Source organism: Tindallia californiensis (genome assembly GCF_900107405.1).
Taxonomy (GTDB): Bacteria; Bacillota; Clostridia; order Peptostreptococcales; family Tindalliaceae; genus Tindallia; species Tindallia californiensis.
In genome coordinates, this window is the sequence record NZ_FNPV01000002.1 from 239990 (window position 1) to 264505 (window position 24516).

Annotated in this window: 29 protein-coding genes and 1 other annotated feature; of the genes, 3 read left to right on the plus strand and 26 right to left on the minus strand. The window is 37.7% G+C overall.

Annotated elements, in window-relative coordinates; translation table 11 throughout:
• Positions 1-54: 54 nt before the first annotated feature.
• From BLV55_RS03265 to BLV55_RS03355, 20 genes are all read right to left on the minus strand, one after another.
• Complete coding sequence (locus BLV55_RS03265) at positions 55-1539, minus strand: complex I subunit 5 family protein (protein WP_093311075.1); 1485 nt, start codon at positions 1537-1539, stop codon at positions 55-57.
• Entirely contained in the window at positions 1532-1912 is a 381-nt protein-coding gene (locus BLV55_RS03270) for a cation:proton antiporter subunit C (protein ID WP_093311078.1), read from the minus strand. The genes BLV55_RS03265 and BLV55_RS03270 overlap by 8 nt, the downstream gene beginning before the upstream one ends.
• A 1-nt stretch (position 1913) precedes the next feature.
• Positions 1914-2342 (minus strand): MnhB domain-containing protein, encoded by a 429-nt coding sequence (locus BLV55_RS03275; RefSeq protein WP_093311079.1) that lies wholly within the window; start codon positions 2340-2342, stop codon positions 1914-1916.
• Positions 2335-2640 carry a hydrogen gas-evolving membrane-bound hydrogenase subunit E gene (mbhE, locus tag BLV55_RS03280; RefSeq protein WP_093311082.1) on the minus strand — a complete coding sequence of 102 codons (306 nt, stop codon included), beginning with the start codon at positions 2638-2640 and terminating at the stop codon, positions 2335-2337. The genes BLV55_RS03275 and mbhE overlap by 8 nt, the downstream gene beginning before the upstream one ends.
• Positions 2637-2876 (minus strand): hydrogenase subunit MbhD domain-containing protein, encoded by a 240-nt coding sequence (locus BLV55_RS03285; protein ID WP_093311085.1) that lies wholly within the window; start codon positions 2874-2876, stop codon positions 2637-2639. The genes mbhE and BLV55_RS03285 overlap by 4 nt, the downstream gene beginning before the upstream one ends.
• 7 nt (positions 2877-2883) lie before the next feature.
• Entirely contained in the window at positions 2884-3201 is a 318-nt protein-coding gene (gene mnhG, locus BLV55_RS03290) for a monovalent cation/H(+) antiporter subunit G (protein WP_093311088.1), read from the minus strand.
• 12 nt (positions 3202-3213) lie between these two features.
• The gene (locus BLV55_RS03295) at positions 3214-3480 is read right to left on the minus strand and encodes an MrpF/PhaF family protein (protein ID WP_093311092.1); all 267 of its coding nucleotides are present in this window, start codon (positions 3478-3480) and stop codon (positions 3214-3216) included.
• Positions 3474-3986 carry a Na+/H+ antiporter subunit E gene (locus BLV55_RS03300; protein WP_093311095.1) on the minus strand — a complete coding sequence of 171 codons (513 nt, stop codon included), beginning with the start codon at positions 3984-3986 and terminating at the stop codon, positions 3474-3476. Before BLV55_RS03300 ends, BLV55_RS03295 begins: the two co-directional genes overlap by 7 nt.
• 162 nt (positions 3987-4148) lie before the next feature.
• A complete protein-coding gene (locus BLV55_RS03305; RefSeq protein ID WP_093311098.1) occupies positions 4149-4556 on the minus strand; it encodes a hypothetical protein in 408 nt (135 codons plus the stop codon).
• A gap of 12 nt (positions 4557-4568) precedes the next feature.
• On the minus strand, positions 4569-4922 hold the full coding sequence (locus tag BLV55_RS03310; protein WP_093311101.1) for a hypothetical protein: 354 nt from the start codon (positions 4920-4922) through the stop codon (positions 4569-4571).
• 10 nt (positions 4923-4932) lie between these two features.
• Positions 4933-5100 (minus strand): hypothetical protein, encoded by a 168-nt coding sequence (locus tag BLV55_RS14540; protein WP_176968235.1) that lies wholly within the window; start codon positions 5098-5100, stop codon positions 4933-4935.
• Positions 5101-5264: 164 nt separating this feature from the next.
• Positions 5265-5753 (minus strand): CBS domain-containing protein, encoded by a 489-nt coding sequence (locus BLV55_RS03315; RefSeq protein ID WP_242870015.1) that lies wholly within the window; start codon positions 5751-5753, stop codon positions 5265-5267.
• A 54-nt stretch (positions 5754-5807) separates the two neighbouring features.
• Complete coding sequence (dcd, locus tag BLV55_RS03320) at positions 5808-6326, minus strand: dCTP deaminase (protein WP_093311103.1); 519 nt, start codon at positions 6324-6326, stop codon at positions 5808-5810.
• Positions 6327-6369: 43 nt separating this feature from the next.
• Entirely contained in the window at positions 6370-6639 is a 270-nt protein-coding gene (locus tag BLV55_RS03325) for a hypothetical protein (protein ID WP_093311106.1), read from the minus strand.
• 136 nt (positions 6640-6775) lie between these two features.
• Entirely contained in the window at positions 6776-10297 is a 3522-nt protein-coding gene (gene addA / locus BLV55_RS03330; protein ID WP_093311108.1) for a helicase-exonuclease AddAB subunit AddA, read from the minus strand.
• Positions 10290-13676, minus strand: a complete 3387-nt coding sequence (gene addB, locus BLV55_RS03335; protein ID WP_093311110.1) for a helicase-exonuclease AddAB subunit AddB — start codon at positions 13674-13676, stop codon at positions 10290-10292. Before addB ends, addA begins: the two co-directional genes overlap by 8 nt.
• 52 nt (positions 13677-13728) lie before the next feature.
• A complete protein-coding gene (locus BLV55_RS03340; RefSeq protein ID WP_176968236.1) occupies positions 13729-14241 on the minus strand; it encodes a DUF1850 domain-containing protein in 513 nt (170 codons plus the stop codon).
• Between the two features lie 17 nt (positions 14242-14258).
• On the minus strand, positions 14259-15278 hold the full coding sequence (locus BLV55_RS03345) for a TAXI family TRAP transporter solute-binding subunit (protein ID WP_143033160.1): 1020 nt from the start codon (positions 15276-15278) through the stop codon (positions 14259-14261).
• Between the two features lie 96 nt (positions 15279-15374).
• A complete protein-coding gene (locus tag BLV55_RS03350) occupies positions 15375-16028 on the minus strand; it encodes a DUF47 domain-containing protein (protein WP_093311119.1) in 654 nt (217 codons plus the stop codon).
• Positions 16025-16993: a 3'-5' exoribonuclease YhaM family protein gene (locus BLV55_RS03355; protein WP_093311122.1), complete on the minus strand. Its 969-nt coding sequence runs from the start codon at positions 16991-16993 to the stop codon at positions 16025-16027. Before BLV55_RS03355 ends, BLV55_RS03350 begins: the two co-directional genes overlap by 4 nt.
• A 140-nt stretch (positions 16994-17133) precedes the next feature.
• Here BLV55_RS03355 and BLV55_RS03360 point away from each other — a divergent pair, with 140 nt between their 5' ends.
• The gene (locus BLV55_RS03360) at positions 17134-17691 is read left to right on the plus strand and encodes a rubrerythrin family protein (RefSeq protein ID WP_093311124.1); all 558 of its coding nucleotides are present in this window, start codon (positions 17134-17136) and stop codon (positions 17689-17691) included.
• Positions 17692-17753: 62 nt separating this feature from the next.
• Here BLV55_RS03360 and asd read toward each other — a convergent pair whose 3' ends face one another.
• From asd to rarD, 4 genes are all read right to left on the minus strand, one after another.
• The gene (gene asd, locus BLV55_RS03365; RefSeq protein WP_093311126.1) at positions 17754-18659 is read right to left on the minus strand and encodes an archaetidylserine decarboxylase; all 906 of its coding nucleotides are present in this window, start codon (positions 18657-18659) and stop codon (positions 17754-17756) included.
• A 174-nt stretch (positions 18660-18833) separates the two neighbouring features.
• A complete protein-coding gene (locus BLV55_RS03370) occupies positions 18834-19328 on the minus strand; it encodes a ferritin family protein (protein WP_176968237.1) in 495 nt (164 codons plus the stop codon).
• Between the two features lie 71 nt (positions 19329-19399).
• Positions 19400-20017, minus strand: coding sequence for a histidine phosphatase family protein (locus BLV55_RS03375; RefSeq protein ID WP_093311131.1), 618 nt, complete (start codon positions 20015-20017; stop codon positions 19400-19402).
• Positions 20014-20949, minus strand: a complete 936-nt coding sequence (rarD, locus tag BLV55_RS03380) for an EamA family transporter RarD (protein ID WP_093311132.1) — start codon at positions 20947-20949, stop codon at positions 20014-20016. Before rarD ends, BLV55_RS03375 begins: the two co-directional genes overlap by 4 nt.
• Positions 20950-21209: 260 nt before the next feature.
• Positions 21210-21428: a binding site (T-box leader), on the plus strand.
• Between the two features lie 124 nt (positions 21429-21552).
• Here rarD and BLV55_RS03385 point away from each other — a divergent pair.
• On the plus strand, positions 21553-21735 hold the full coding sequence (locus BLV55_RS03385) for a hypothetical protein (protein WP_093311135.1): 183 nt from the start codon (positions 21553-21555) through the stop codon (positions 21733-21735).
• A gap of 69 nt (positions 21736-21804) precedes the next feature.
• On the opposite strand, the gene BLV55_RS14545 is transcribed toward BLV55_RS03385, so the two are convergent.
• Together BLV55_RS14545 and BLV55_RS03395 are read right to left on the minus strand one after the other, a co-directional pair.
• Complete coding sequence (locus BLV55_RS14545) at positions 21805-22326, minus strand: YdcF family protein (protein WP_176968238.1); 522 nt, start codon at positions 22324-22326, stop codon at positions 21805-21807.
• A gap of 245 nt (positions 22327-22571) precedes the next feature.
• Positions 22572-23756 (minus strand): cation:proton antiporter domain-containing protein, encoded by a 1185-nt coding sequence (locus BLV55_RS03395; protein WP_093311138.1) that lies wholly within the window; start codon positions 23754-23756, stop codon positions 22572-22574.
• A 144-nt stretch (positions 23757-23900) separates the two neighbouring features.
• Here BLV55_RS03395 and BLV55_RS03400 point away from each other — a divergent pair, with 144 nt between their 5' ends.
• On the plus strand, positions 23901-24506 hold the full coding sequence (locus BLV55_RS03400; RefSeq protein WP_176968239.1) for a TetR/AcrR family transcriptional regulator: 606 nt from the start codon (positions 23901-23903) through the stop codon (positions 24504-24506).
• Positions 24507-24516: the final 10 nt, after the last annotated feature.

Sequence of the window (24516 nt, forward strand, 5' to 3'; positions counted from 1 at the left end):
GTAACGACCATGGCCTTTACATTTGTTCAATACTGGTCACTGTTTATAATATTATCAGAAAAACGTCGGAATAGCTCTCTCAATAAATACCATAATGATCTGCGGAAAAAAACCTATCAGAATACATAGTCCAGCAATAATGGACATTGGTATGGTCATACTTTTGGGAACATCATCTACTACCATTACATTCTCTCTGTCAGCACTTTCTTTAAGAAACGCACTAATGATAATCGGCAAATAATAAACAGCATTCAAAAAACTACTTAATAAAATCACAAGCAAAATCAATGGCCGACCTGCATCTAAAACAGCTAAACTTAAATACCACTTACTCATAAATCCATTTATTCCGGGAATCCCGATCATTCCCAAAGCACCAATCGTAAAAATGATCATGCTGACGGGCATTTGATATCCAATACCCTCAAAATGCCGGACATCCCTTTTCCCCGTTTGATAAATAATGGCTCCCGCACTTAAAAACAGTGCAGATTTCATCAGGGCATGAGTCACGACATGAAATAAAGCTACCGAAAGCCCACGTTCCGTCGCCAATCCGATACCCAAAACAATGTAACCTATTTGAGCAACACTGGAGTAGGCAAGGATGCGTTTGATATCCTTTTGCCCAATAGCAAAAACAGACCCCATAATCATTCCAATCATTGCAAAGTATGTAAGGAAAAGAGGTATATCCAATTGATAGACAATATCAAATCCAATCACTCGATAAATCATTTTAATCACTGCAAAAAGATATATTTTCACTACTAGTCCAGATAACAATGCACTTGAAGGCGTTGGTGCTGTTGAGTGTGCATCCGGCAACCAGGTGTGCAGTGGAAAAACCGCCGCCTTAATACCAAAACCCGTAAGAATAAAACCTAAAGCAACTAAGATATTTCTTGGGTAGATATGCCATACTTCCTGAATCACTTCATAATTCAGAGTCATATTTAAGTTTCCTGTCACCATATATAAAAAGGCCATTCCCATAAGGATTGAAACAGATCCGATTGTTCCCAGCATTAGATATTTCATACTCGCCAGTAAATTTTCTTTTTTCCTTTTTATGGATACAATACCACAGGATGTTAATGAGAGTATCTCCATAAAAACATACAAGTTAAAAAGATCGTTCGTTAAGATCATCCCAATCATAGAGAACATCAGCAAAAAAACAAGTGTATAATACCCCGGGACTAAATGTGGATATATTTCATGTTCGATGTCACGGTAAGAATAAAACACCACCAATGTTGATAATATTAACACCAACGCCACCATAATAGCCGAAAACTCATCAACCACAAATTCTATCCCTATCATCGGATCTCTAAGTCCGAAGTGATAAGTATAAGCACCTGCCTGAAATACCCTTACAACTGTGGCAATAGAGAGCAGGCAAGCTACTACCAACGAATAGGTCATATGAATTTTTATTTCCATATTGGATAATTTTGATGCCAACGGAATGATAAGGGCCGTTGCCAGCAGGATAAGTAATACATAAACAGGAAGATGCATACTAATCATTAACTTTTCCACTCCTTATCTGCATAATCTCATCAAGCTCAATCGTGCCGTAAGCATCATAAATTTTTATGATCATGCTTAGTCCATATACTGTAATGCTGACAGCCACCACAATACCGGTCAGTATTAATGCAGAAGGCAATGGGTTAACATAGTGCATCGCTTCATTTCCAGATGCCTTAATAATCGGTGCGCTACCTCCTTGAACAAAACCAATAGAAACAAAGAAAAGAAAAACAGAAGTTTCCATAATATTAATTCCTATTATTTTTTTGATCAGATTCGGATGGGTTAGCACCGTATAAAGTCCAATGACAAAAAGACAGGATGACCCTATATAATTTATATTTTGGAGAAAAAATTGAATCTGCACATCAATGCTCCTCTTCTTCTATCATAGTATGAAATAACGTGATCATCGTACTACCAACTTTTATTCCAATAGCTAAGGTAACCAAAGGAATAAATCCACCACTAATAATATCTCCGACTTCACCCATATAAAATCCAGCCGCTTTGTTTGTTAAAAAAACATGCCCGGTAAAAATCCCAAAAAGACCTAGTAAGATAAACCAAATAATAGCACCACTCTCTAACCATTTTGATGTAGAATGTGGTAGTTTTTTATGTCCCTTCTCCGCACCAAAGGCTAATGTATAAAGAATAATACTAGCACCCAGAATGGCACCTCCAGGAAATCCACCACCAGGAGATAGGTGTCCATGAAAAATAACAAAGATACCATATAATTGAATAAAAGGAATAATCATCCGACTAATATTCCTAACAATTAAATCATCCATGATGAACATCCTCCTCTTCCGGTTTTGGATCCTTCCCCACCAGTACAGTCAATACCGCCGCTATTGATGTAAAAAGAACCGTTGCTTCTCCAAGGGTATCCAAGGATCGATAGTCCATGATAATATCCGCCACAACATTCGGCGAATGAGTATCTTCTACTGCTTCCTTTAGGTAATATTCGGCCACTTGATTGTAGGACGGATTTTCAATATTTCCCATTGGTGGCATCTGCATATAGCTGGATATCATTAAAATCAACAGGCCTCCAAGAGCTGTAAACATAATCAGTTTTTTCATTTTTCCATCCTCCTGGTTCTGCTGATAACGGCGATAAACATAATTGTTGTAACGCCAGCGCCAATGGCTGCTTCTGTCATGGCTACATCCGGCGATCTCAGAAAAAGCCATAGAACAGCCATTATTAAGCTATATGATGCAAAAATAATGACAGCACTTAATAAGTCTCTCGTTTTTTCAACCGCAATCGCACAGGCAATTAAAAAAATAATTAATATCACGTTTAAAAGTTGCATCACCCCATCACCCTTTCTTTATCGTTTTATGCGACTTAGGAATTTCGGGATCTGTATTATAAGCAGCTTTTGAGATAATATGGGCGGCGGTCGGGTTGGTAATCCAAATAAACACCAGAATAATAAATAATTTCACGGTAATGATCTGTATTCCAGTATAGAGCATTAATGCAACCAGCACCAAGCCCGCTCCCAATGTATCGCATTTTGTTGTTGCGTGCATTCTGGAAAATGCTTCCGGCATACGTATTAAGCCTACGGTTCCTACCATGAAAAAAAAGCATCCACCTGCTAAAAATATGATAATTAGTCCGTTTAGTATCATTTGTACTCTCCCTTACCCCAGTTTGCCTTTTTCTATGTATTTAGATACACATATAGTCGCAATAAAGCCCATCATTGCATAAATTAAAGCGACGTCAACAAACGACTCCTGGCCAATCATAATAGACATCAGCACAATTAACATCGCCACTTTTGTGGTGATGACATTGATAGCTACGACCCGGTCTACTGCTGTTGGACCAACATATGCTCTGTATAAGCAAAAAAAAGTCATCAGTGCCAAAAAAACAGATGTCGCTATAAACGCATACATTAACATTTTTTATCCTCCTGTTTCGCCATCCATGTTTCAATAAAACTTCCTTCCATTGCCTCGGCAGCTTCTTTCGTTAATGCATGAATAATAAATCCGTCTTCAACAATATCAACAGTTAGGGTGCCTGGTGTAAGTGTGACAGAATTTCCATAGATCACCTTATTCATGTCATTTTCTAACATCATGGGGACTTTAATAAAGTGTGGCTCTATTGGAAGTTTTGGATCCAGCACAATCTTAGCGACTTCTATATTAGCCTTAAATATTTCAATAATTAAAACACCAATAAACCGGAGCATATTAACAAAGTGTTTCCCTTGATATAAGGGCATTTCTTTTGCTGAAAAAAGAATATCCTTTGAATAGACTACCACCAGAATGCTTAGAAGGATGCCCATAAAAATAGTTTGCGCTCCAAAACCAGGCGAAAGAATCATCCAAAACATAAAAAGAAGTACTGTAGGAATTAAATATTTTTTTATTTTACTCTTTTCCTTATCCTTTGACATCAAAACACCTCTTCATTATACTTGTTTTCATACTGCTGCACAATTTAGTATAACATAGTCCTTAGAGCTTTCAAATTCCTTTTTGAGTGACAAACATCCCTAAAAACGAACCATAAAAAGCCGGCTTTAAAAAATACCGGCTTTTTTTATATAAACAGAGTGTTAATAACGTGGTTCTTCAGGTTTCGCCGTCCCGCTTGTCAGCTTTTTAATTCCTATCCAAGCATAGCATGAAAGCGCCGCCATTACTCCTAATTTCCCTCCTACACCATTATAGGCATTTACAGAAGCAATAAATAGAAGACCTGTAATAAGTCCAACCATTGCCATTTCTTTAAGATTCGCCACATTTTTCTGTGCTACCATTCCAGAATAGCTTGCTGTTGTTGCCACAACCGCAAGTCCACTAACGGCGATCAAGTTTTCGGCTTCTAAGTATCGAAACAATAATCCAGAAACCAAAACAACAATAGCCGATCCAAAAACGCCGCCTTTACCCATTACCACACTTATATAATATGCTGCCATCCCAGCAATCATCGATACAACAATAATGACAATATTTTCCATACCACTTCCCCCTTAAGTAAATAGACTAGCAATAAATCTCGTAATATGAGCTGACAAAGCAGCCGTTGTTCCGCCCTTACCACCGATACCAGCGTATATTTCTCCTGTTAGAGCTAAAACAATTCCACAGACAAGTCCACCTAATAGCGATACTCCAAAAGTTGGCAATACATTTAATCCAGACATTCCAACAAAGGATGCCGCATAAGCCGCCCCAGCCAACGGTCCAGGTAAAAGAACCGCTGCAATAACTCCTACTGAACCATTCGCTATAAAAGCACCATAACCCATTTCATGATTAATAAACCAAGTAACGCTTGTAGCAATAATTGCTGCAATAATAATATGAGCTTTCCCTTTGTCCATCCTAAACCACCTACCCTTTCAGATCTTTGTAATGTCCCTTAAGGCCAATAGCCGCTAAAACAATAACCGCTAAAGAAATAACTACTTCCATCATGTGTTCTTGCCTCCAGATATTGGTTAATAGTAACAGATACCCAGTCAATACAAAAGCAAAAAAACCAATCATTTTTCTCCCCATTAAAACTTCCCTCCATTCATATCATTTACAAATATTGTATTACTTTGTTAAATAAATGTCCAGCAAACCATTGTTATTTTTTTTTATGTTTTCAGAAAAATGAGCACTATCTGAAAGATAGTGCTCATTTTTCGTGGTTTCTAATCATTTCATTTTTTCATTTTCTACCCACTGGCATAAGCGCGGATAATGTCTCTTCTTGTAACAATGCCCACCAATTTTCCTTCTTTCGTCACCGGTACCCGGTTAATGTTTTTCCTTGTCATGGTTGTTGCGATATCTTCTACTGTGTCTTCAATGTCCACCGCTATTACTTCTTTTGTCATTATTTCTTTTACGCGATAGCCTACCATTTTCCGGATCTGATCTTCTACTTTTTTTGTGTTGTCAAAAAAAATATAGCTATCTAAAATGGTAAAATACCTTGGTATTTCCAATTTTTTACTCCTGTAAATAAGGTCCCCTTCTGTTACAATACCTACTACATGATTATCTTCATCCACTACCGGTAATCCACTTATATTGTGATCCATCAACAACTGAATTACCTGATCAACGGTTTGATCTTCAGTCACTGTCATTACATCTTTAACCATAATATCTTTTGCTTTTAACTCATCTTGCATTGGTTCAACCACATGGTTGGTGGTCATATCAATCCCTCCTCTTTTTTGTCCGTGGTTCATTTCAGAAAAACTAAATAGAAGTTATTTGAAGTCTTCATAAAGCTTACTTGCCTGAATACCTTTATTCAATTGATACTTACCACTTTCATAAGAGTCGTAATCACCTTCTATCGTGTGGTAGTAGATCTGGCATATTTCCACATTGGGATAAATGCGAATCGGGTGGATACAAAATATTTCCAATGTCCAATACCCACAAAACCCAACATCTCCAAATCCAGCGGTTATATGAATAAAAAGGCCTAGCCTTCCAATGGATGATCGACCTTCTAACATCGGCACAAGATCAAAGGTTTTTGTGTATTCTTTTATTCTTCCCAGATAAAGGCGTTGCGGTTCTAGTACCAAACCCTCTTCTGGTATAGAAAGTTTTCGGGTAGCGTTCGGTTTTTTCATATCAAGCATGCCTGAGTCGTATGTCAATAATTCATTATGTAGTTTCAAGTTGTAACTATTGGGGTTCAACTGTTTTTCATCAAAGGGTTCAATAAAAATATCTTTTCCCAACCTGTGTTTTATTTCTCGTCCAGAAAGAATCATTTTTTCCCACCTTAAAAAAGGAGTCTTTGCAGACTCCTAAGATTTATTTACTGCTAAGCATTTCCTTTTTGCCACAGAACTCCATATAGGCACATAGCGCACGATAAAACAAATCTGTCTTGTGAGGAGATCCTACCAGTTCGCCTAAGTTGTTTTTGAAATTTTCATCTTCTATATCGCTCATCTGCATTTTATCAAGGCTAATATTCATTGTTGTTTCAACCCATCTAGCTCTTGAAATAACTTCTCTAACCTCATGTTCCGTCTCCAGCCCGAGATCTTTCAGATATACTTCAAAACCTTCATGATTCATAGGCGTATCCTCCTCTATGCCCATTTTTCAAATAATCAAATCTTTCAGTAATAATAGTATACCCTGTCTCATTCATAATAACCATGTCTCACGACCTAAAAAATATATAACTTCATTTTTTCTTTTTCGATCAATATTATAATTCAATTGCTTTGTTCAGAGTGAGAGAAAATAACCATTTTTCTTTCACTTTATTGTCTGTTAGTTGTTCAACCGCTTCTGTATATAGCTCTATTTGCTGCCGATATTTTTCTTTCCACCGGTCTACATCTTTTTCCTTTATGGAGTCAGTTTTATAATCTACTATAATCCAATGGTTTTTTTCTAGAAAGCAAGCATCAACAATTCCTTGTACCATTACGGTTGATCCATTTAATTCTTGTTGTATCAAAAAAGGCCATTCTCGCATCAGATATTCTGCTTTTATCATTCTTTTTCCTAAAGGGCTTTCAAGAAAAGCTTCTATCTGCCCCGTATCAATTGCTTCTGCTTCTTCCCGGCTTATCATTTCTGTTTGCAACATCCAATCGATCTGCGATGCCATATTATTCTTTTCTTCATATTGCTTGAAATCCAGTTGTTGAATAACATAATGAAAAATTGTTCCTTTTTCTGCTCTTGTAAGCTCTCTTTCCTGTGTCATAAAAAGTGGTTTTTTTATTAGTGATGGTGTTAGTGCGCCTCCTCTGTTTATGAAATCTTTCTGCGGATGACTAATCATATCACTTACCGAAAGTTTCGTTTGAGTGACGGTATCTCTTTGATAGGGATATACCCATTCTAACCTTTTTTTCACATAAGCAGGATCTTTCTGCGGAAGTTTTTCCGGATCTTTTTTTAGCAGGTTTTTGATATAAACTGATTCACTTTCTTCTTTCTTTTGACTTAGCACTAAGTCTTCTTTTTTCCATAATTGTACGTCCCATTGACTATTACAAAAACCCATTCTTTCTTCTTTTATGCTATATTCTGCTGCCAGCGCCGGTCCTATCCAATCTAAAAAACACTGCCCCTTCGCAAGTTGATACGGGTGCAATGCATTTGCCCATTGTTCCCATTTGTTGAATGGATCATTGACACTTCCAATAAAAACCAATTTTTGCTGAGCTCTTGTTGCGGCAACATACAAAATCCGAAGTTCCTCCGATAAACTTTCTTGTTTGATTTTTTCTTTGATAATATTCTTTAGCATGGTGTTTCGGTAAACTCTTTTCTCTGGTTCAGCACAAATAGGACCTAAACCCAGATCTTTATGCAAAAGAAGTTTTTCTTGTGCATCACGCAGATTGAACTTTCGCCCAGTTCCCACTAACAGAACGACAGGAAACTCTAGTCCTTTACTCTTATGAATGCTCATGATTCGAATCACGTCGTTATTAGAGCTAATCAGCTTAGCAACGCCTAAATCACCACTTCCACCACGCTTCAATTTGTCGATATATTGCAAAAATCCATAGATGCTACCGTCCTGATTTTCTTCAAATTCTTCTGCACGCTTCTCAAGAATGCGAAGATTTGCTTGACGTTGCTGTCCTCCCGGCATAGCTGCCACAAAAGCGTAATACCCGGACTCATTCATGATTTGCCAAATAAACGCCGAAAGAGATATGTCCCTGCAGGAGCGCCAATGGTTAATTTTAGATAGAAAACTCTTCACTTTTTGAACCAACGGATTATCATGATTCAGCTCATTCATACGCATAAAGCAAAGGTAAAACGGACTTCCTTGATCCATCAGTCTGATCTTTGATAATTCTTCTGAAGTAAAGCCGCCTACTGGTGACCTCAAAACACTAATCAACGCAATATCCTGCCTTATATTGTCGATAAGCTTCAAAAGATTGATGAATACCTGTACTTCTACCGTCTCAAAAAAACCTTCTGCTGAATCACCGAATACAGGAATTCCTTCTTCCATCAATATGTCTTCGTATATTTGCAAATAGCGCCGTGTAGAACGCATTAAAATCACAATATCTCTATATTGAACCTTTCTTTGTTTTTTTATTTGTGCATCATATATCGTGGTTTTCAGAAGATCTTGAATTTTTCCAGCCGTCATTTTTGCTTCCAGTTCTTGATCTGTCCAATCCTTTAACAGGCTGTCCTCTTCCCTTTTCATCTTTTTTTTGTCTAGAATATGCAGTTCTACTGGTTGCGCCTCTTTCGTTACAGGTATGACATCACCACTCAGAAGTTTAACCTCTTCCGTATATTCCATTTCTCCCAAAAAAGGAGTCATCAATCTCTCAAAAAGATAATTAACACCATCAATGATCTCTTTTCCACTTCGAAAATTTCGGTTCAGATCAATTCTCTTATTGATCGCTCCCCGTTTATTTACAAAAGATCTTTGTTTTTCCATAAATAGCCCGGGCTCTGCTAATCGAAAACGATAAATACTCTGTTTCACATCCCCCACCATAAAAAGGTTGTCTTTTCTTTTTATTCGATCTGTGATGGCTTCCTGAACCCGGTTACTGTCCTGATATTCATCAATAAAAATATATTGAAATTGATTTTTATAATAATCGGCCGCTTCTTGGTTTTTAAGAATTTTCAACGTCATATGTTCCAAATCGTTAAAATCAACAATATTCTTTTTGCTTTTTAACACCCTAAAAGAATGATGAAATGCTTCTACTAAATCCCGCAGTACCCTCATAGGCTCTTTCATCATTTTTATATCAGCTGCCCATTCTTCTGGCTCTCTAAAAAACCACTGTTCCTGAAGGGCCTTAAAATCTTTTTTCACCAAATCTCTCATCTTTTGTACCGCTACTTTTTTATCCTCATCAACTTCTTTTGCCGCCGGCAATCTTTTAAAACCGAAGCTTTTCACCAACTCAAATGCATTCTCATTTCTAGCTTTACATAACGCTTTCACCTCTTCTAATTTTTGCACTTCTTCATGAAGTAATTCGGCATAAACTTCCGGACCACCCGGTTCTTCAGAAACATAAAGAGCCATTTCTATCTGGTTGATCATCCCATCAAGGCGTAGCATCAAAATGTCAAAAAGACTTTCTATCCATTTTTTTTTCATCATGGTTTCTTTATCGATATCAAACGATTCTACTTGATTATGCAACCATTCTAGTGGCTCTGGCTGGCTTTGAATAAAGGAATGAAGTTTCAATAAACCGGCTTCCAGCCATAAATCGTTTTTCATATCACAAAAACTTTCTATTAATCGATAGTATGTCGGATTAGCTTCCTGATAAAAACTCTCTAAGGTTTTATTCATAGCTTCCTGTTTCAATAAGGTCACTTCGGTTTCTTTGCCTACTCGAAAAGAAGGGTCCAAGCCTCCCAAATGAAAATGACTCCGAAGTACCTTTAGACAGAAGGAATGCATTGTCATGATATAAGCTCTGTTTAATAGCGCTAATTGCCTGCGGATTTCTTCTCTTTTTTCCGGATATTCCCCTGAAGCTTCTAACATTTTCCGAGCGATTCTTTCTTTCATTTCTGAAGCAGCCGCATTTGTAAAGGTAACAATCAGCATTCGATCAATATCCACACCATCATGAATCACAAGATCTAAAATACGCTGTACCAGTACTGCCGTTTTCCCTGAGCCTGCTGCTGCCGATACTAATAAGTTGCAATTTCTCTCTTTGATTGCCTGATCCTGTTCTTTCGTCCATTTAGGCATCAGAATTCACCTTCTTTCCCAGCCTTTTACGAATCTTTTCCAATGCTTCATTTTTATTGATCGGCTCCATGTAGTTCACCTGTTGATCCGGCATGTTTTGATCAAATTGACAAACAGAATGAAACTCACAGTATTGACAAACCCTAACTCCACTATATTCAACCGGATGTATTGAAATATCTCCTGACAATATATTTTTTGCCATGCGCACCACTAATTGCTGTGTATGCTGGAGCAATAGATCGAATTCTTCTAATTCCAGGACCATCGAATTAGCACTAAAGCTACCATCTTTTTTCAGAGAAACCGGTAATACCTCCGATTTATCAATCATCTCTTGATCCATCGCACCAACAATTTCCTGGTTCTGTAAAGCAAAACCATTCAGCTTTAATTGTTTAACCCTCTCCTTTTGTATTTCTTCTATTTTCGTCGTATTTAATTCAATCATCGGATCATCCATTTGGTAGTAAAAAAGACCTGCTGGATAATGATTTCCCATCATTTGCTTTCTTTGCGCATCAAGAACCGCCTGCAAATAAACCGGTAACTGCATTTGAAGGCCATGAAACACTTCTGGAATTTTCATTTCCTTGTTACCAGTTTTATAATCGACAATTCGATAATAATAGTCTCCATTTTTTTCGAACATATCAATCCTATCAATTCTGCCTTCTAAAGATACTAAGGTGTTCTCTTTGTCATAATAAATCAAAGCAGGCCATGTACCTTCTTTCCCAAAGGAAAGTTCATGATATAGTGGTTCAAAAAGACCCTTTTGAATATGAGCAACGATGGTTTTGACAGCTGTTTTCCCTAATTGCTTCACCCTTTTTCCTGCATACTGATATCGATATGAACTTTGGAATATCCCATCTCTAAAGGTATCTAAAAGATCTTCCATCAAGGGATCCATTAAACGATCGCATTCTTCCAAATCGATAGAGCACCAATCTTGATGATTGTCTTTAATCGCTTTGGCAAACCCATCCATGGCCTGATGTAAAAAATTGCCAAGCTCTACAGGTTTAATTTCAAACTCTTTACGCTCTTCTGGCTTCAATCCATATTGAACAAAATGCGAGAAGGGGCATTTTCGGTATTTTTCCAATCTGGCAACACTGGAATATAATGGATTTCCAAACAGTTTTTCACTAACTTTTGAATCCAATGGTTGGCATTGATTTTCAAAATCCAACCCTTCCAACATCCGCTTCACTTCTTTTGTCCAGTTTTCATTCCCGTAGAACCATCGATAAGCATCCAACCATAGCGGATCTACCACCTCGCCATCCAATAACCTTCTAACTTCTGCCGTCAAACTGGAAAAGGTGTTTTCCGGTCGCGTTATTTCTTTTTTAATATTTTCCGATGTAGCAAAAAGATCATCTCTTACGCTTAAAAGCGGAAACAAGCCTTTGAGCCTGTCAATAATAACCGACGGTCTTCTGGCCGCTCCTTCTTCTGTCGCTAAAGAATAGCTGATAAAAAGAAAATCAGAAGGCTTAGTCATCGCCAAATAAATATAAAACATTTCCTGCAATTCCCGCTCTTCTTGCGAGGCTCCGATTTTGCAGCCAGAGCCTTCAAGTTTTTGTTTTTCGACTGGTAATAGCAATGCTTCTTCGTTTATTCCCGCTGGTAAAATACCATCATTAGCACTGAGAAAAAAAACACATTTCACATCTGACAGTCGCGACCGCTCGATGGTCCCTACAAATACTTGGTCTAGTGTTGATGGGATGGTGCCAACTTCCATGCTTTCTATTCCAGATTCAAAAATATCTATGTATTCATCTAGAGAAACTTCCAGAGTCCCCATCATTTCTACCATTTGATCCATTAACTCCATCAGTTCATTCCATAACTGAGCATATACCTGTTTTTGATCAAATGCATCCCTTGCTTCTGCCTGGTTCATTTGCCTTTCAAGGATATCAGGAATATTCAGAGCTTCCATCCATTCAAAGACAATTTTTGATTTCATTTCTACCGTTAGGGATTGCTTCATTTTCTCCTCTACTATTCCTAATGGTTCCATAATTTTTTTCCGCCATATTTCTGCATCTTCCTGATATGGTTTCACATAGGCGTTTGCTATTTCTTTTTTCCATTTGTTGCCTTTCATCCCCAGTTGCATACAAATATTTTCAAATTCTTCCATTTCGTCTATTTCCAATCCTGCATAACCTGTTTTTATATACGTCATCATATGTTGAAATGAAAATCCGCTCTCTATTGCTCTTAAGCCTTCGATTAAGAACACCATTAACGGATGGTTTTTTAAGACTATTTTATCATCCATAAACACCGGAATCTTATGCTGTTTCATCACTCTTCGAATGCTACTTTTTCTTTGTTCCATATCCGGACACAGTATTGCAATCTGACGATACCGGTATCCTTTTTCCTGAACTAAATCCTGTATTTTCAAAGCTGTCCATACCAATTCTTTTTCATCATTGCTGGCAGAAAACAATTCAATAGAAGAAGGCTCCGAATTAAAAGCATCTATTGGCAATTTGTAAAAACATTCTTTCAGGTGTTTTATTTCTTTTGCTTTTTTATCATAAGATTCACCATACGAAACCTCTTCTTTTATCACCTCGATACCTTGGGATGAAAAATAGTTTTTCATATGATTGATCTGTTTATGCAAGACCGAATATTGATTCGTCAGCTCATCACCACCATAAGTAAGAATGTTGAGGCTATAAGCTTCCTTTCCAATAGCTAAGAGCGCACTCTTCATATTAGGCGTAAAACTATAGAAACCCTCTACCCAATAGTCAGCCATTTTCATCTGATTGGCATCTTGAAACTGTTTTCGAAAAAGCTCTATCCGATCTTCTTTATGAAGGTAGTAATCCTCTAATGTTTCTTGAACATGCTCATATATAATAGCAATATCGTGAAGTTTTCCAGAGATATATTCCTTATCTTTATATAGCTGAGATTGTTGCTTTAACATTTCCGAAGTCACTTCATACTGTTTGCACTCATTAATTTCTTTGACAAGAGATTCAACAAATCCTTTACGACCAATCATATGAGGGTACACTTTTAGATTTTCTTTCTGTTCTCTTAGGGCTTTTCTTACCAACATATGCAAGCCTCGGTCATCAATAAACACTCTATTTCGGCCACCCGTCTCTAAAAAAACCCGATAGGCCAGCCGAGAAAAACTAAGGACTTCAACCCTCAACATTCCCTTTTCCTGGGAATGTTTTAGATATTGTTTTTCCATTTCCAAGGTGTATTGCTCCGGAACTAGAATGATTTGTTTTCTCCAAGGATCTTTCTTCATTTTTTTTTGAATTGCATGCACCATAATGCGTACTTTTTCTTCTATATCTGTTCCATACCATATTCTAAACAATATTTCACCATCCTCTCTTCCGAAATATACAGATAAAAGGAAAACCTCCTTTTTACGAGAGGTTTTCGGTTTGCCATTCTCGAATCCAGAATAGCCATATAGGAGCGCGTTTGATTTTCAATTCTACAAGCGTTCTTTCTTTAGAAAAAAAATGGAACGGAATTTCTTTTTCTTTAATGATTAGCTTAAAGTTGATTTCCGATGTTTCCGGTTCCGTGCGATATAGTAATGATTCAAAAATCATGTTTATCCCAGTAATCTTAAAAAAACCTTCTTCCACTTCATAAAGTCCTTCTGCTCGGGTAGGCAAGCCAGCCCCATAAGATTCATAAACTTGTCCTGTTAATAGCAACCTTTGATCCGGCATTGCCTTAAAAAACTCTATCACCGGAGTTTTTTCAACAGAGTGATGATACATTATCTGTATATTCTCATCCAGCTTTATTGGATGTCTGTAGAGAATCCTTCCTTCCTGATAATCAGAAGCTTGCAAGTAAAAAACGGGCCACTGTAGCATTAGGATAAGTATCAGAAGATGCAATAAAAGCTTGAGATGTCTTCTCACCTTGTGTTTCCCCATGTTTACTTTACGTGTTTTTCATAAAAACGCGCAGCTCCGGGATGCAAATCTACAGGCATTCCAATTAGCGCTGTTTCAAGAATAATATCGTTGCCTCGCTCATGTATTTCTGCAATAAATTCCTGATGCTCAAAAATGGCTTGTGTCATATTGTATACCAGCATTTCCGGAAGGTCCGAAGAAACTACAAGCATTGCCATTACCGCCGTCGTTGTAACATCCGTTTCCTGACCTTCGTAAGTGCCTGCCGGAATATCCACTTCTACATAAAACGGATACCTGTCAGAAAGCATTCGAATAATTTCTGGTCGAATAGGTACAATGCTAACGTCCATATATTCTATCATTTCACTAATAGCAGATGTAGGAATCCCGGCGGTAACAAAAGCAGCATCTATTTGTCCATTGCGCATTTTCATCACTGCTTGAGCGAAGGAGATAGAATGCACTTCCTCCAAATCCTCTTTCTCGATGCCATGTATTTGTAAAATATGAGTCGCATTAGCCTCTGTACCGGATCTTTCAGCACCTATTGCTATCCTTTTTCCTCGCAGGTCCTCCACCTCATCTATTTCTGATTCTACCAACGATACAATTTGGATAATTTCAGGATATAAAACAGCTAATCCCCGTACGTTATCTGCCAGGTCCATTTCATCTGAATACATTTCAGTGCCTGTATAAGCATAATAGGTAATATCATTTTGAGCAAAAGCCATTTTTGCTTCACCTGTGCGAATCAGATCAATGTTTGCTATTGCCGCTCCTGTCGATTCTGCCGTTGCTTTTAAGCCGGGAACATAGGTATTAAAGATGGTAGCCATGGCTCCACCTAAAGGAAAATATACGCCGCCAGTTCCTCCTGTAGCAATAGTGATCTCCATCTCTTCATAGTCTTGATGCATTTCTTGAACAGCCACATCATCCACTTCATCTTCCGCTTCCTCCAAGATAGAACATCCACTCATCAAAAGCACAACCATTACCAATATCAATGCCATTTTCCTTAAATGTTTTTTCATATTTTCCTCCGAAAAAATCACTCAAGATCCACCTCCCTAAACATCCTGACCAACAACGCTACCTAAGATTATATCATACTTAAGATCTTGCGATATCTAAATATTCCTTTTCAACTGAAAAACAGACAGCTTCAATGCAACGTCTTCTGCAATATCGGAAATGGATGCAATTCTTTCCACAAAATAACGAAGATGTATTTTGTGACTAAGGCGATTGATTTCCTGACTGTTAAAAACTTGTCTCGCAATTTCTTCTTCCAGCTTGTCAGCTTCTCCTTCATAAAAATAAACTTTAGCCACATGTTCTTCTACCATACCGGTATTTTGAAAAAAACTACGAACACCTTTCATTAACTCATCAGCCGCTTCACAAGAAGCTTTGTTTAAACTAATAAAAGACTCTCGGGCAAAATTAGGTATTACTGGCTTTTCAATTGACAAACTCAAATGAACCGCCTTTGCTCTGTCCACAATTTCGTCCAATGCATCTGTAAGTTCTAAAATATCTCCACTTGCCTCCGGAATCAAATTATATGCATATAATTTATATTTAATTCTTTTTAGCTTATCGTCGGCTTCTTTCTCAGCAATCGTCATTTCTTTAACTCTTTTTTCAAAAGCTTCTTCTTTTCCTTCCACATATTCATTAATTCCTTCTTTAAAAATAAGGCTTCCCCGGGTAATCGCTTTGAGATAGGCATCAATCTCATCTTCTAATTCTCTGCTGTGATTTCTAAAGAACGATTTCATGAAATACCTCCTTTGTAATAGTCTGTTCCCATATTCCACAATCTATCTGTAAATGTTTCTCTGGATTCTTCCTGTTCCTGCATAAAGGATAAAATACTTTCTACGTCGCCGGATAGTTTATCAGCTTGGTGAAGAATCTGTGCTTCGACAGACTTAGGCAGTACTGGCGACCCCCATTCCAGAGCTCCATGGTGGCCTAAGATGCCGTTCAGTATAACGAGAGCGTCTTCCCTATCAAACCCTTCCAATAACTCTATTTTATTCATCACATGATGTGAACCGATAAAAATATGTCCTAGCATTTTCCCCTCATCACTGATCTTATTTGACGGCAAGGGCTCATACTCAATGATTTTTGCCCAATCATGCAAAAAAGCCATTGCAATCAGACGATCAACTTGTCTTTGACTCAGCCTTTTGGTCGTTGCCACCACAACACAATATTTTAACACCTCAAGGGTATGTTGCAAGATTCCATGCCTAAAATTGTGATGCACCGACTTTGCTGCCGGGTATATACAAAATTTTTCATAATAAGGTTCCTGAAAAACCATTTCATGAACCAATGTTTTTATCAGAGGGGTTTGAATACGGTCACGAAACTCTTCTAACCACTGTTGCATCTGATCAAAATTCCATTTACTGGAAGGAACTAGTTTTTTCATATCAATGCTGTCTTTATCAACTTTCCTTATACTTCTTGATGTAAGCTGTAGTTTCCCTTGATACTCTCCCACCAACGCTTTTACTTCAATAACCGGAATTTCGTCTTTTGCTCTCTGCAACCAATCTTCTTCAGCCACATCCCATAGTTTAACCAATTGTTTAGAACTTGCATCCTGCACTGTTAAATCAGCATATTTACCTCCAGTCTTTGTTGCTTTAATCTTAACATCTATTAATAATGCAATAAAGGTTACCTCCTGATTTAAATCATCTTTCGTAATTGACTTTAGTTCTCTCATCCTATCTCTCCTTATCAAAATGGCTAATTTATCTTTACGATGATTGTTTATTTGGTATTCCATTGGGTATTCTTTAAGTTGCGGGTACATTCTAATTAGATTGTACACTATATTTTCTATTTATTGAAAGGGGTAATTATATGAATCCAATGACATCAAGCAACCTTAAATCCGCCTTCGGAGGAGAAAGCATGGCTCATATGCGTTATTTAATGTGGGCTGAAGCGGCAAAAAAAGAAAAGTTTCCTAATGTAGCAAACCTTTTTAAGGCCGTAGCTTATGCTGAGCAAGTTCATGCTGGAAATCACTTCCGAGAGCTTAAAAAAGAGGTAGGCGAAGACTCCGTAACCGCCGGAGCCGGTTTCGGCATGACAAATACGTCCGAAAATCTCCAGGGAGCTATCGATGGCGAAAATTATGAAGTTGAGCAAATGTATCCTGCTTTTATTACCGTTGCTAATCTTCAAGAAGAAAAAGGAAGCATACGCTCCTTCCAGTTTGCTCTCGAAGCCGAAAAAACTCATGCGGATCTATTCACTCTGGCTAAGCAGGCTGTTGATAGCGGCAGTGATTATGCCGAAAACAAGATTCATGTCTGTGATATTTGTGGTTATACGCTTAGCGGAGACTCTGTTGAAGATGACTGTCCTATTTGCAAAGCGAAACCAGAAATGTTTACCAGTTTTGTAACCGAATAGTTCTTTGCTCTACGTTTAACGTTTAAGAACCCAGGCTTTTTTATCGCCTAGGTTCTTTTACTTTAATCGCATCCTAATTTTTTCAAGAAAGCTATCGCCTCGCCCATTTTTATCAATGTTTCATATCCGCCTTGTGTGTTTTGGATTAAATCTCTATCCCACTCAATCACATTAGACCTAGTAAGCAAGATAACGGTTGAACCACCAAATTGAAAATATCCTTTTTCGCTTCCTTTATTGACAGGCATGTGTGGATAATAGGTTTGAACGATACTTCCAACCATTGTTGCTCCAACCTCAATCATTACTATTTTTTCTTTTCCAGCAATATGTATTTCTGTCATCATTCTTTTATTTCGACTGTAAACCTCGTCTGTTTTGTTCAGTGCATAAGGATTTACCGAATAATAATATCCCTTTATCAACTTCGCTTCCTTCGGCACACCATTTACCGGGAAATGGAAGCGGTGATAATCGCAAGGTGCTAATCGGATCACCGCTGCCGATCCTCCCGAATAATACCGAGACAGTTCATTGTTCCCCAAAAGAGATTTAATAGAATTTTTCTTCCCCTTCACCTGGATAAGTTGATCTGCTTCCAAGGAAGGATACACTAAAATGCGTCCGTCAGAAGGCGAAACCAGTCTTAAAGGGTCCGGATTTACGATGCGGCTGCCAGGTTTCAATTGCCGGACAAAAAAATCATTAAAATCTGAATATTCTTCCGGCTTCTCTAGGATTGCTTCTGTCATATCGATTTTCATCGCCTCTACAAACGGCGCAATTTTTTTTCTTGTAAACCTTCTTTTTTGAATAAAACCACACAAACATGACATTGCCTTTGTTTTTCCAAGCATTTCTACAGCTATTCTACCAAGTTTTGTCTCATAAGCCCAACGTAAAGAAGCTTCTCCAGCCACCACTTCTTTTTCCTTTTGCCCTGTGCTCCTATCAATATACTCTATCATTCAATGCCGCCCCTTCAGAACAAACTCCGCCTACAGTTAGGAATCCTGTATATTAACGGGAAATACATCTCTCTAACAGACTCACATATTCCTTTTCATCATAAAAAACCCTTCCTATGCGAAAGAGTTTTTATCATCTCATACTGTTCAGTATATATCAATCCCCAAATTTGTTTAATACCTTAGATATTTTACTAAATCAATCTCCGCCCGACTAAGTACCGCTTTTAAATGTCTTCTTTCTTCATTCAAAATTTTCTTCATTTCTTTTGGCGCCAATTCAGGGAATAGTCTCGTCAATTCATATATATACATAATACCATCTCGTTCTACTTTTTCAGCAATTTCAAGAGCTTCGTCTTTGGTATACTTTCCTTTAATTTTTTCCATAGCCTTATCAGAATCCGCAAACATATCATTTTCTATCAAAGAATCCAAATATTCCAATTCTTCTTCTGATACCTGCGCCGTTCCTTCATCCGACAGTTTTTTAAGCAATTCTGAATAAATCTTTTCATGTTTCAACTCATCTTCCGAAAGAATTTCAAATAATTTTTTCCCTTTCCCCTCCTCCATCTGATGCGCTAAATTTGTATAGAGTTCCGCTACTCTTGCTTCATTTCTGACTAACACTTGCAACAGTTTACTTGCATTAAAATCGATCGCCATATAAAACATCACCTTTCGTTATCGTTTATCACCCTAAATACCCTCTTGTTTCATAAGATAAACATCGATTCCTACTCAATGTTTAAATGGCTGATATCTGCTTTTCGAAGAATTTCAACCCCATTCTCAAGATACGCTAATTCCGTAACGCTCGTCTGCCTGACCTTAGCAACATCCCACAAATCCTCAAGAGGTCTTTTTTCATAATATAACAACAATAGTCGTAGCGTTATTGCATGAGTCACTACCAAAACACAGCTATTTTGATGCTCCTTAACAATATCCCCAAGTGCCTGAACACTTCTTTCCTGAACTTTTTCCAGGGATTCATTGCCTCTTTCTGGCTTAAAACAATGAGGCTTATATAGAAAGTGATGATATCCAACAGGATCTTCCCTCTGTATCTCTTCATGAGTTTTTCCTTCCCAGCTACCCAGGTTTATTTCACCGAGTCCTTCCTTAAAGTTAACTTTCAAATGATGAGGTTTTGCAATTTGATTAGCGGTTAAAAAAGCACGTTGCCTGGTACTGGAATAAACAGCTTTCAAGGGTTTATCTTCCATTTTTTTTGCCAGTCTTGAAATTTCCGCAATCCCCTCCTCGGTAAGAGGTGAGTCTCCACTTCCCTGAAATCTTTTTTCCATATTCCATTGAGTCTTTCCATGCCTAACTAAATATATCGTCGTCATTTTTCTACTCCTTTTTTTAGATGATTATTCTTCAAAATTTTTCTTTGTTGCCTTATTCTTTTTGTTCTTGTATACGTAAACATCAGTATTCCCGTCCAAATAAGCGAAAAACTGATCAGATGATAACCGGTAAATGGTTCTTTGAAAAGAAAAACGCCAAGCAAAAGGCTAATCGTAGGAGATAAGTACTGGATAAACCCTAGTACTGAAAAAGGAATTGTTTTAGCCGCAATGGCAAACCAGAGCAAAGGCGTTGCAGTTACAAAACCTGCACCCATCAGCAATAACCAGGAACTTAGGGACACTTGACTAGGGTCAAACGTATTGCTTCGTGTCGCATATATTAAATAGATCACAGCAATGGGTGTTATCATCAGTGTTTCAATCCCTAAGGCAGCAATGGAGTCCACCTGTACTACTCGCTTACATAATCCATAAACAGAAAAGGTGGTCGCAAGGATTAACGATACCCAGGGTATGGAACCATATTCAAAGGTTATGATCACAACCCCTGAAAAAGCAAAAAACAAAGCAATTTTTTCAACTCGTTCCATTTTTTCCTTAAAAATAAGGGTACCCATTAACACTACCATCAGTGGGTTGATGTAATAACCTATGCTAGCTTGAATCACAAAACCCGCATTAACAGCCCATATATAGGTAAACCAATTTAGAGATATAATGAGAGAGGAAGCTGAAACCAACATTATTTTCTTTTTATCAGCAAACAATCGAGCTGTTGTTTTTAATTGATCTTTATACCACAGTAACCCGCCAACAAAAAAACAAGACCAGATCACTCGATTTGCCAATATAATCCCAGCTGAAAAGTCTTGCAACAGTTTCCAATAAATTGGTAAAAAACCCCATAAAAAGTAGGCTCCCAGCCCAAAGTAAATTCCTTGCAAAGATGTTAACTCACCTTTTTTCATCTGTTTTCGTCTCCTTCAACAATGACGTATATAGCTATTATTATACGCTTGAAATACGGATAATGCAATTAAGCCTGTCCTTAAGTTAATCTACGCAAATTACCTTTTCTTTACATCACCACTGACACACTCTTGTATTTTTTGAAATAGTAAAACTTTTTACTTTTTTCAGTTTATTTCTTGACCAAGCGTTTTTCTCTTGTTATAATTTGTAGTAATTATTTATCCGATGATTTTCATCGCTAAAATGCTTGTTTATATCTATCGCATTGACGGAGAAACGCAATAAATATTCGATCCCAGAGAGTCGGTGGTAGCTGCAAACCGTCATCAAATTTATTGTCACTCACTCCTGAGCTGTTTCTGTGAAAAATAGTAGTAGAAACCGGTGGTTCCGTTATCACTAGGATTATTTCCGTATGAGTGGTCTGGTCATCAGGCAAAAAAGGTGGTACCGCGGGTAAAAACCCGTCCTTTCATTTCTTAAAGGACGGGTTTTTTATTTTTGTCTTTACATTATTCAAGAGAGGGGGTTGCTTCATTATTCACTAAGGAGTACTGTTTTCTGTTTATTCGCATTATTACAAATTTAGGAGGGTTATAATGAACTATTCAAATGTCAGCTATCAAAACCAATCTCAATCATTCTCAAAACAATCTTTGAAAGGAAGTCCTGCCGAAGAAAAGAATACAAAAAATTCGTATCATTCCTATCAATCCATTATTGATTCAAACTTTTCTACTATGAACTATTTTGGAACTGGTTCCATAAAGAGCAATTGGTAAAGATGATAAGTCTCTCTTAAGCAAGCAGGGAAAATCAAAACGCCACCCTGCTTCTTTCTTTTTTTCCATTTACCAGTCTAACAACATGGATTTAAAAATCGCCACACTCTCTCTTATTGAATAATGCCAGTATAGGTCCGGTGGCGACTGTGCCGGTATACCGTAAGCGTTAAGACCTAATCTTCTAGCAATCATCTGCGCTCTCAACAAATGATAGTCACTCGTGATAATAACTATTTCTGTCACCTTTGTATCATTCCTCTGATTCAACTGATTCATACTGTATTTTATATTTTCTAAAGTGTTTGTTGATTTTTCCTCGAGAATGATCCTATCAGCACTTATCCCTTTTTTCTCCAAATACCACATCATTACCTCTGCTTCAGACGCTAGTTGTCCATCCGACTTTCCTCCAGAGGTTATTAGCATTCCTGAAGGATTATCCTCCAGATATTTTGCTGCATAATCCAGTCTTTTGGCCAGTGTATAGGATGGTTCTCTTCGTATAATTCCTGCTCCAAGAACCACTGCATCATCAGCCTGATCATTACCCGCCATTAAAAAAGTCCCTATTATCATTAATTGTATCATAAAAAAAACGCCAATTACCGTAAAGAACATCCACGCAAGAAATAAGCATCCCTTTTTTACTTTTGGGTATGATTCAAAGCAAAGGATTTTATGATTAAAAAGATGGCTTACATAAGAAAATAGGATTAAGGCCAAGCCAAGAATCATAGTGGCCAGGCTTTCAAAATACCAGCCTCCTCTTATCAAAGAATAAAACATTCCAGCGATCAATACTGTAAATCCAACCTTGCACCTTTTTATCGTGTTCACCGACTTTCTGTTAGCAAATTCTTTCCTCCCCATTGAATGAGCCAGGCACCTACAGGTGCCGTCATCACAATGGCCAGTACCGCAAAAGCAAGAATTTCTTCTCCTTTAGTTGCTCCTGCCGCAAGTGGTAATGTTCCGACAGCTGCCTGGACCGTTGCTTTCGGTATATAAGACAGGATACAAAATAAACGTTCCCGCCTTGTAAACTCCTTTGATGGAGTAGATAGGAACACACCTACACTCCTAGCTAAAAGGCCTATGATAATAATAACCACCCCTATTAAACCAGCTTCAATAGCCAGAGGTATGTTTACTACTGCACCTACCATCGTGAACAGCAGCACTTCGGCCAATACCCATATTTTATTCAACTTCTCAGCAAGAGCTTCTGCAATCTTAGGCTTGCGTTCCAGTATGATAAATCCTACAAACATAATGCCTATCAGACTAGCCACCGGCAAGAATGGCTCCATCACATCTTCTATCGTTGTCATGATAATCCCGGCACCTACAATGATTAGTGTTTTTTTCGTATGTCTCATATCTACTTTATTAAATAAATTTAACAGCACTATCGCAACCACTAACCCTAGAAGAAGTCCCGATATAATCGATATAGGTATCGACATTACCTGTCTCCACAAGGCCATTTGGCTACCAGCAAAAATGCCCAAAAAAGAAGTCAGAAATGTAATTGCCACCACATCATCTAAAGAAGCACCCGCAAGAATCATGGTAGGAACCCCTTTTTCTTCTCCTTTTCCTGCTTCAATAAGTTTAAGCATCGCCGGAACAATCACCGCCGGCGATACAGCTGCAAGGATAAACCCTAACATGCCAGCTTCTAAAAAAGGATATCCAAAAACGTAGTAAGCCGCTAGCATAACCGCCGCTCCCTCCATCATGCAAGGGATAAAACTCAGCTTAAATGCATTCTTTCCAACTTTATTCAATGTATCTCTTTTGATCCCTAGTCCCGCTCTGAATAAAATAACAATAAGCGCCACTTTTCTGAGATCAGAAGATATCTCCATAACTTGTTGGTCAATAAGATCGAAACCATAAGGTCCCCCTAGGGCTCCCAGTAAAAGTAAACCCAAAAGACCAGGGAGTCCTATTTTTCGAAAAGCGCTATGCGCAAATAATCCTAGTATAGTGAGCCAAGCCAAACTAAAGGCCATTATGTATCAATTCCTCCTAACACCCTACTTTTTCTTTTCCCATTATACCATATGTATTCAACCAATTATTCGAGTAATGGTAAGGGTTTTGGGTATCTATACATACAACTTGTTATTTCATCATTAATTAAAGGAGCAACTTTTATGAGTAAAAAGCAGGAAATTATCGATAGAACCTATGAACTTTTTTCCAGATATGGAGATGCTTTATCTTTAAGTGCCATCGCTAACGCCACCTCTATTAAAAAATCATCACTTTATGCGCATTTTGACAGTAAGGACCATTTACTATTTCACGTAATCGACTTAGAACTTCAAAAATTTGACCAAGCAACTTTAGATGTATTGAAAACTAGTGATTCTACAGATCTCAAGAAAACAGTTAGTGATTTCTACTATTTTATTCTATACTATTTTAACGATCCTACCAAGCTTGTTTTTTGGAAACGGTGTATGCTTATGTCTGAGGGGCCTTTGAAGAAGAAAGTAGAAGAAACTCATATGAAAATACATCAGCGTAATATTGAGTACATTACTACTTTGTACATTGATTATGCCAAAACGAATGATCTAGACGAAAAAAACGTTGATATTTTTCGCCATTCTTTCATGGTTCTTCTTTTAGGAACACTCTATTCTCTTTTTGTCTTTGAACACCGAGTCACTCCCTATGATCATAGTTTTCATATTTTCTGGAAAGGCGTCCAACAGCATCTACATAAAAACAGCCTCTCAAGAGAGAGGCTGTAGATAGTTCTTT

Bases quoted from the DNA above. Each gene is read 5' to 3' on its own strand.
- BLV55_RS03275 (WP_093311079.1), bottom strand. From the start codon at position 2,342: ATGGATGATTTAATTGTTAGGAATATTAGTCGGATGATTATTCCTTTT.
- BLV55_RS03305 (WP_093311098.1), bottom strand. From the start codon at position 4,556: ATGGAAAATATTGTCATTATTGTTGTATCGATGATTGCTGGGATGGCA.
- BLV55_RS03300 (WP_093311095.1), bottom strand. From the start codon at position 3,986: ATGTCAAAGGATAAGGAAAAGAGTAAAATAAAAAAATATTTAATTCCT.
- BLV55_RS03370 (WP_176968237.1), bottom strand. From the start codon at position 19,328: ATGGCGATCGATTTTAATGCAAGTAAACTGTTGCAAGTGTTAGTCAGA.
- asd (WP_093311126.1), bottom strand. From the start codon at position 18,659: ATGATAGAGTATATTGATAGGAGCACAGGGCAAAAGGAAAAAGAAGTG.
- BLV55_RS03310 (WP_093311101.1), bottom strand. From the start codon at position 4,922: ATGGACAAAGGGAAAGCTCATATTATTATTGCAGCAATTATTGCTACA.
- BLV55_RS03395 (WP_093311138.1), bottom strand. From the start codon at position 23,756: ATGGCCTTTAGTTTGGCTTGGCTCACTATACTAGGATTATTTGCGCAT.
- BLV55_RS03355 (WP_093311122.1), bottom strand. From the start codon at position 16,993: ATGAGAGAACTAAAGTCAATTACGAAAGATGATTTAAATCAGGAGGTA.
- BLV55_RS03285 (WP_093311085.1), bottom strand. From the start codon at position 2,876: ATGCAACTTTTAAACGTGATATTAATTATTTTTTTAATTGCCTGTGCG.
- addA (WP_093311108.1), bottom strand. From the start codon at position 10,297: ATGCCTAAATGGACGAAAGAACAGGATCAGGCAATCAAAGAGAGAAAT.
- BLV55_RS14540 (WP_176968235.1), bottom strand. From the start codon at position 5,100: ATGGGGAGAAAAATGATTGGTTTTTTTGCTTTTGTATTGACTGGGTAT.
- BLV55_RS03350 (WP_093311119.1), bottom strand. From the start codon at position 16,028: ATGAAATCGTTCTTTAGAAATCACAGCAGAGAATTAGAAGATGAGATT.
- BLV55_RS03315 (WP_242870015.1), bottom strand. From the start codon at position 5,753: ATGACCACCAACCATGTGGTTGAACCAATGCAAGATGAGTTAAAAGCA.
- BLV55_RS03400 (WP_176968239.1), top strand. From the start codon at position 23,901: ATGAGTAAAAAGCAGGAAATTATCGATAGAACCTATGAACTTTTTTCC.
- BLV55_RS03360 (WP_093311124.1), top strand. From the start codon at position 17,134: ATGAATCCAATGACATCAAGCAACCTTAAATCCGCCTTCGGAGGAGAA.
- rarD (WP_093311132.1), bottom strand. From the start codon at position 20,949: ATGAAAAAAGGTGAGTTAACATCTTTGCAAGGAATTTACTTTGGGCTG.
- BLV55_RS14545 (WP_176968238.1), bottom strand. From the start codon at position 22,326: ATGATACAATTAATGATAATAGGGACTTTTTTAATGGCGGGTAATGAT.
- dcd (WP_093311103.1), bottom strand. From the start codon at position 6,326: ATGATTCTTTCTGGACGAGAAATAAAACACAGGTTGGGAAAAGATATT.
- mbhE (WP_093311082.1), bottom strand. From the start codon at position 2,640: ATGAAAAAACTGATTATGTTTACAGCTCTTGGAGGCCTGTTGATTTTA.
- BLV55_RS03345 (WP_143033160.1), bottom strand. From the start codon at position 15,278: ATGAAAAAACATTTAAGGAAAATGGCATTGATATTGGTAATGGTTGTG.
- BLV55_RS03325 (WP_093311106.1), bottom strand. From the start codon at position 6,639: ATGAATCATGAAGGTTTTGAAGTATATCTGAAAGATCTCGGGCTGGAG.
- BLV55_RS03265 (WP_093311075.1), bottom strand. From the start codon at position 1,539: ATGATTAGTATGCATCTTCCTGTTTATGTATTACTTATCCTGCTGGCA.
- mnhG (WP_093311088.1), bottom strand. From the start codon at position 3,201: ATGATACTAAACGGACTAATTATCATATTTTTAGCAGGTGGATGCTTT.
- BLV55_RS03375 (WP_093311131.1), bottom strand. From the start codon at position 20,017: ATGACGACGATATATTTAGTTAGGCATGGAAAGACTCAATGGAATATG.
- BLV55_RS03385 (WP_093311135.1), top strand. From the start codon at position 21,553: ATGAACTATTCAAATGTCAGCTATCAAAACCAATCTCAATCATTCTCA.
- BLV55_RS03295 (WP_093311092.1), bottom strand. From the start codon at position 3,480: ATGTTAATGTATGCGTTTATAGCGACATCTGTTTTTTTGGCACTGATG.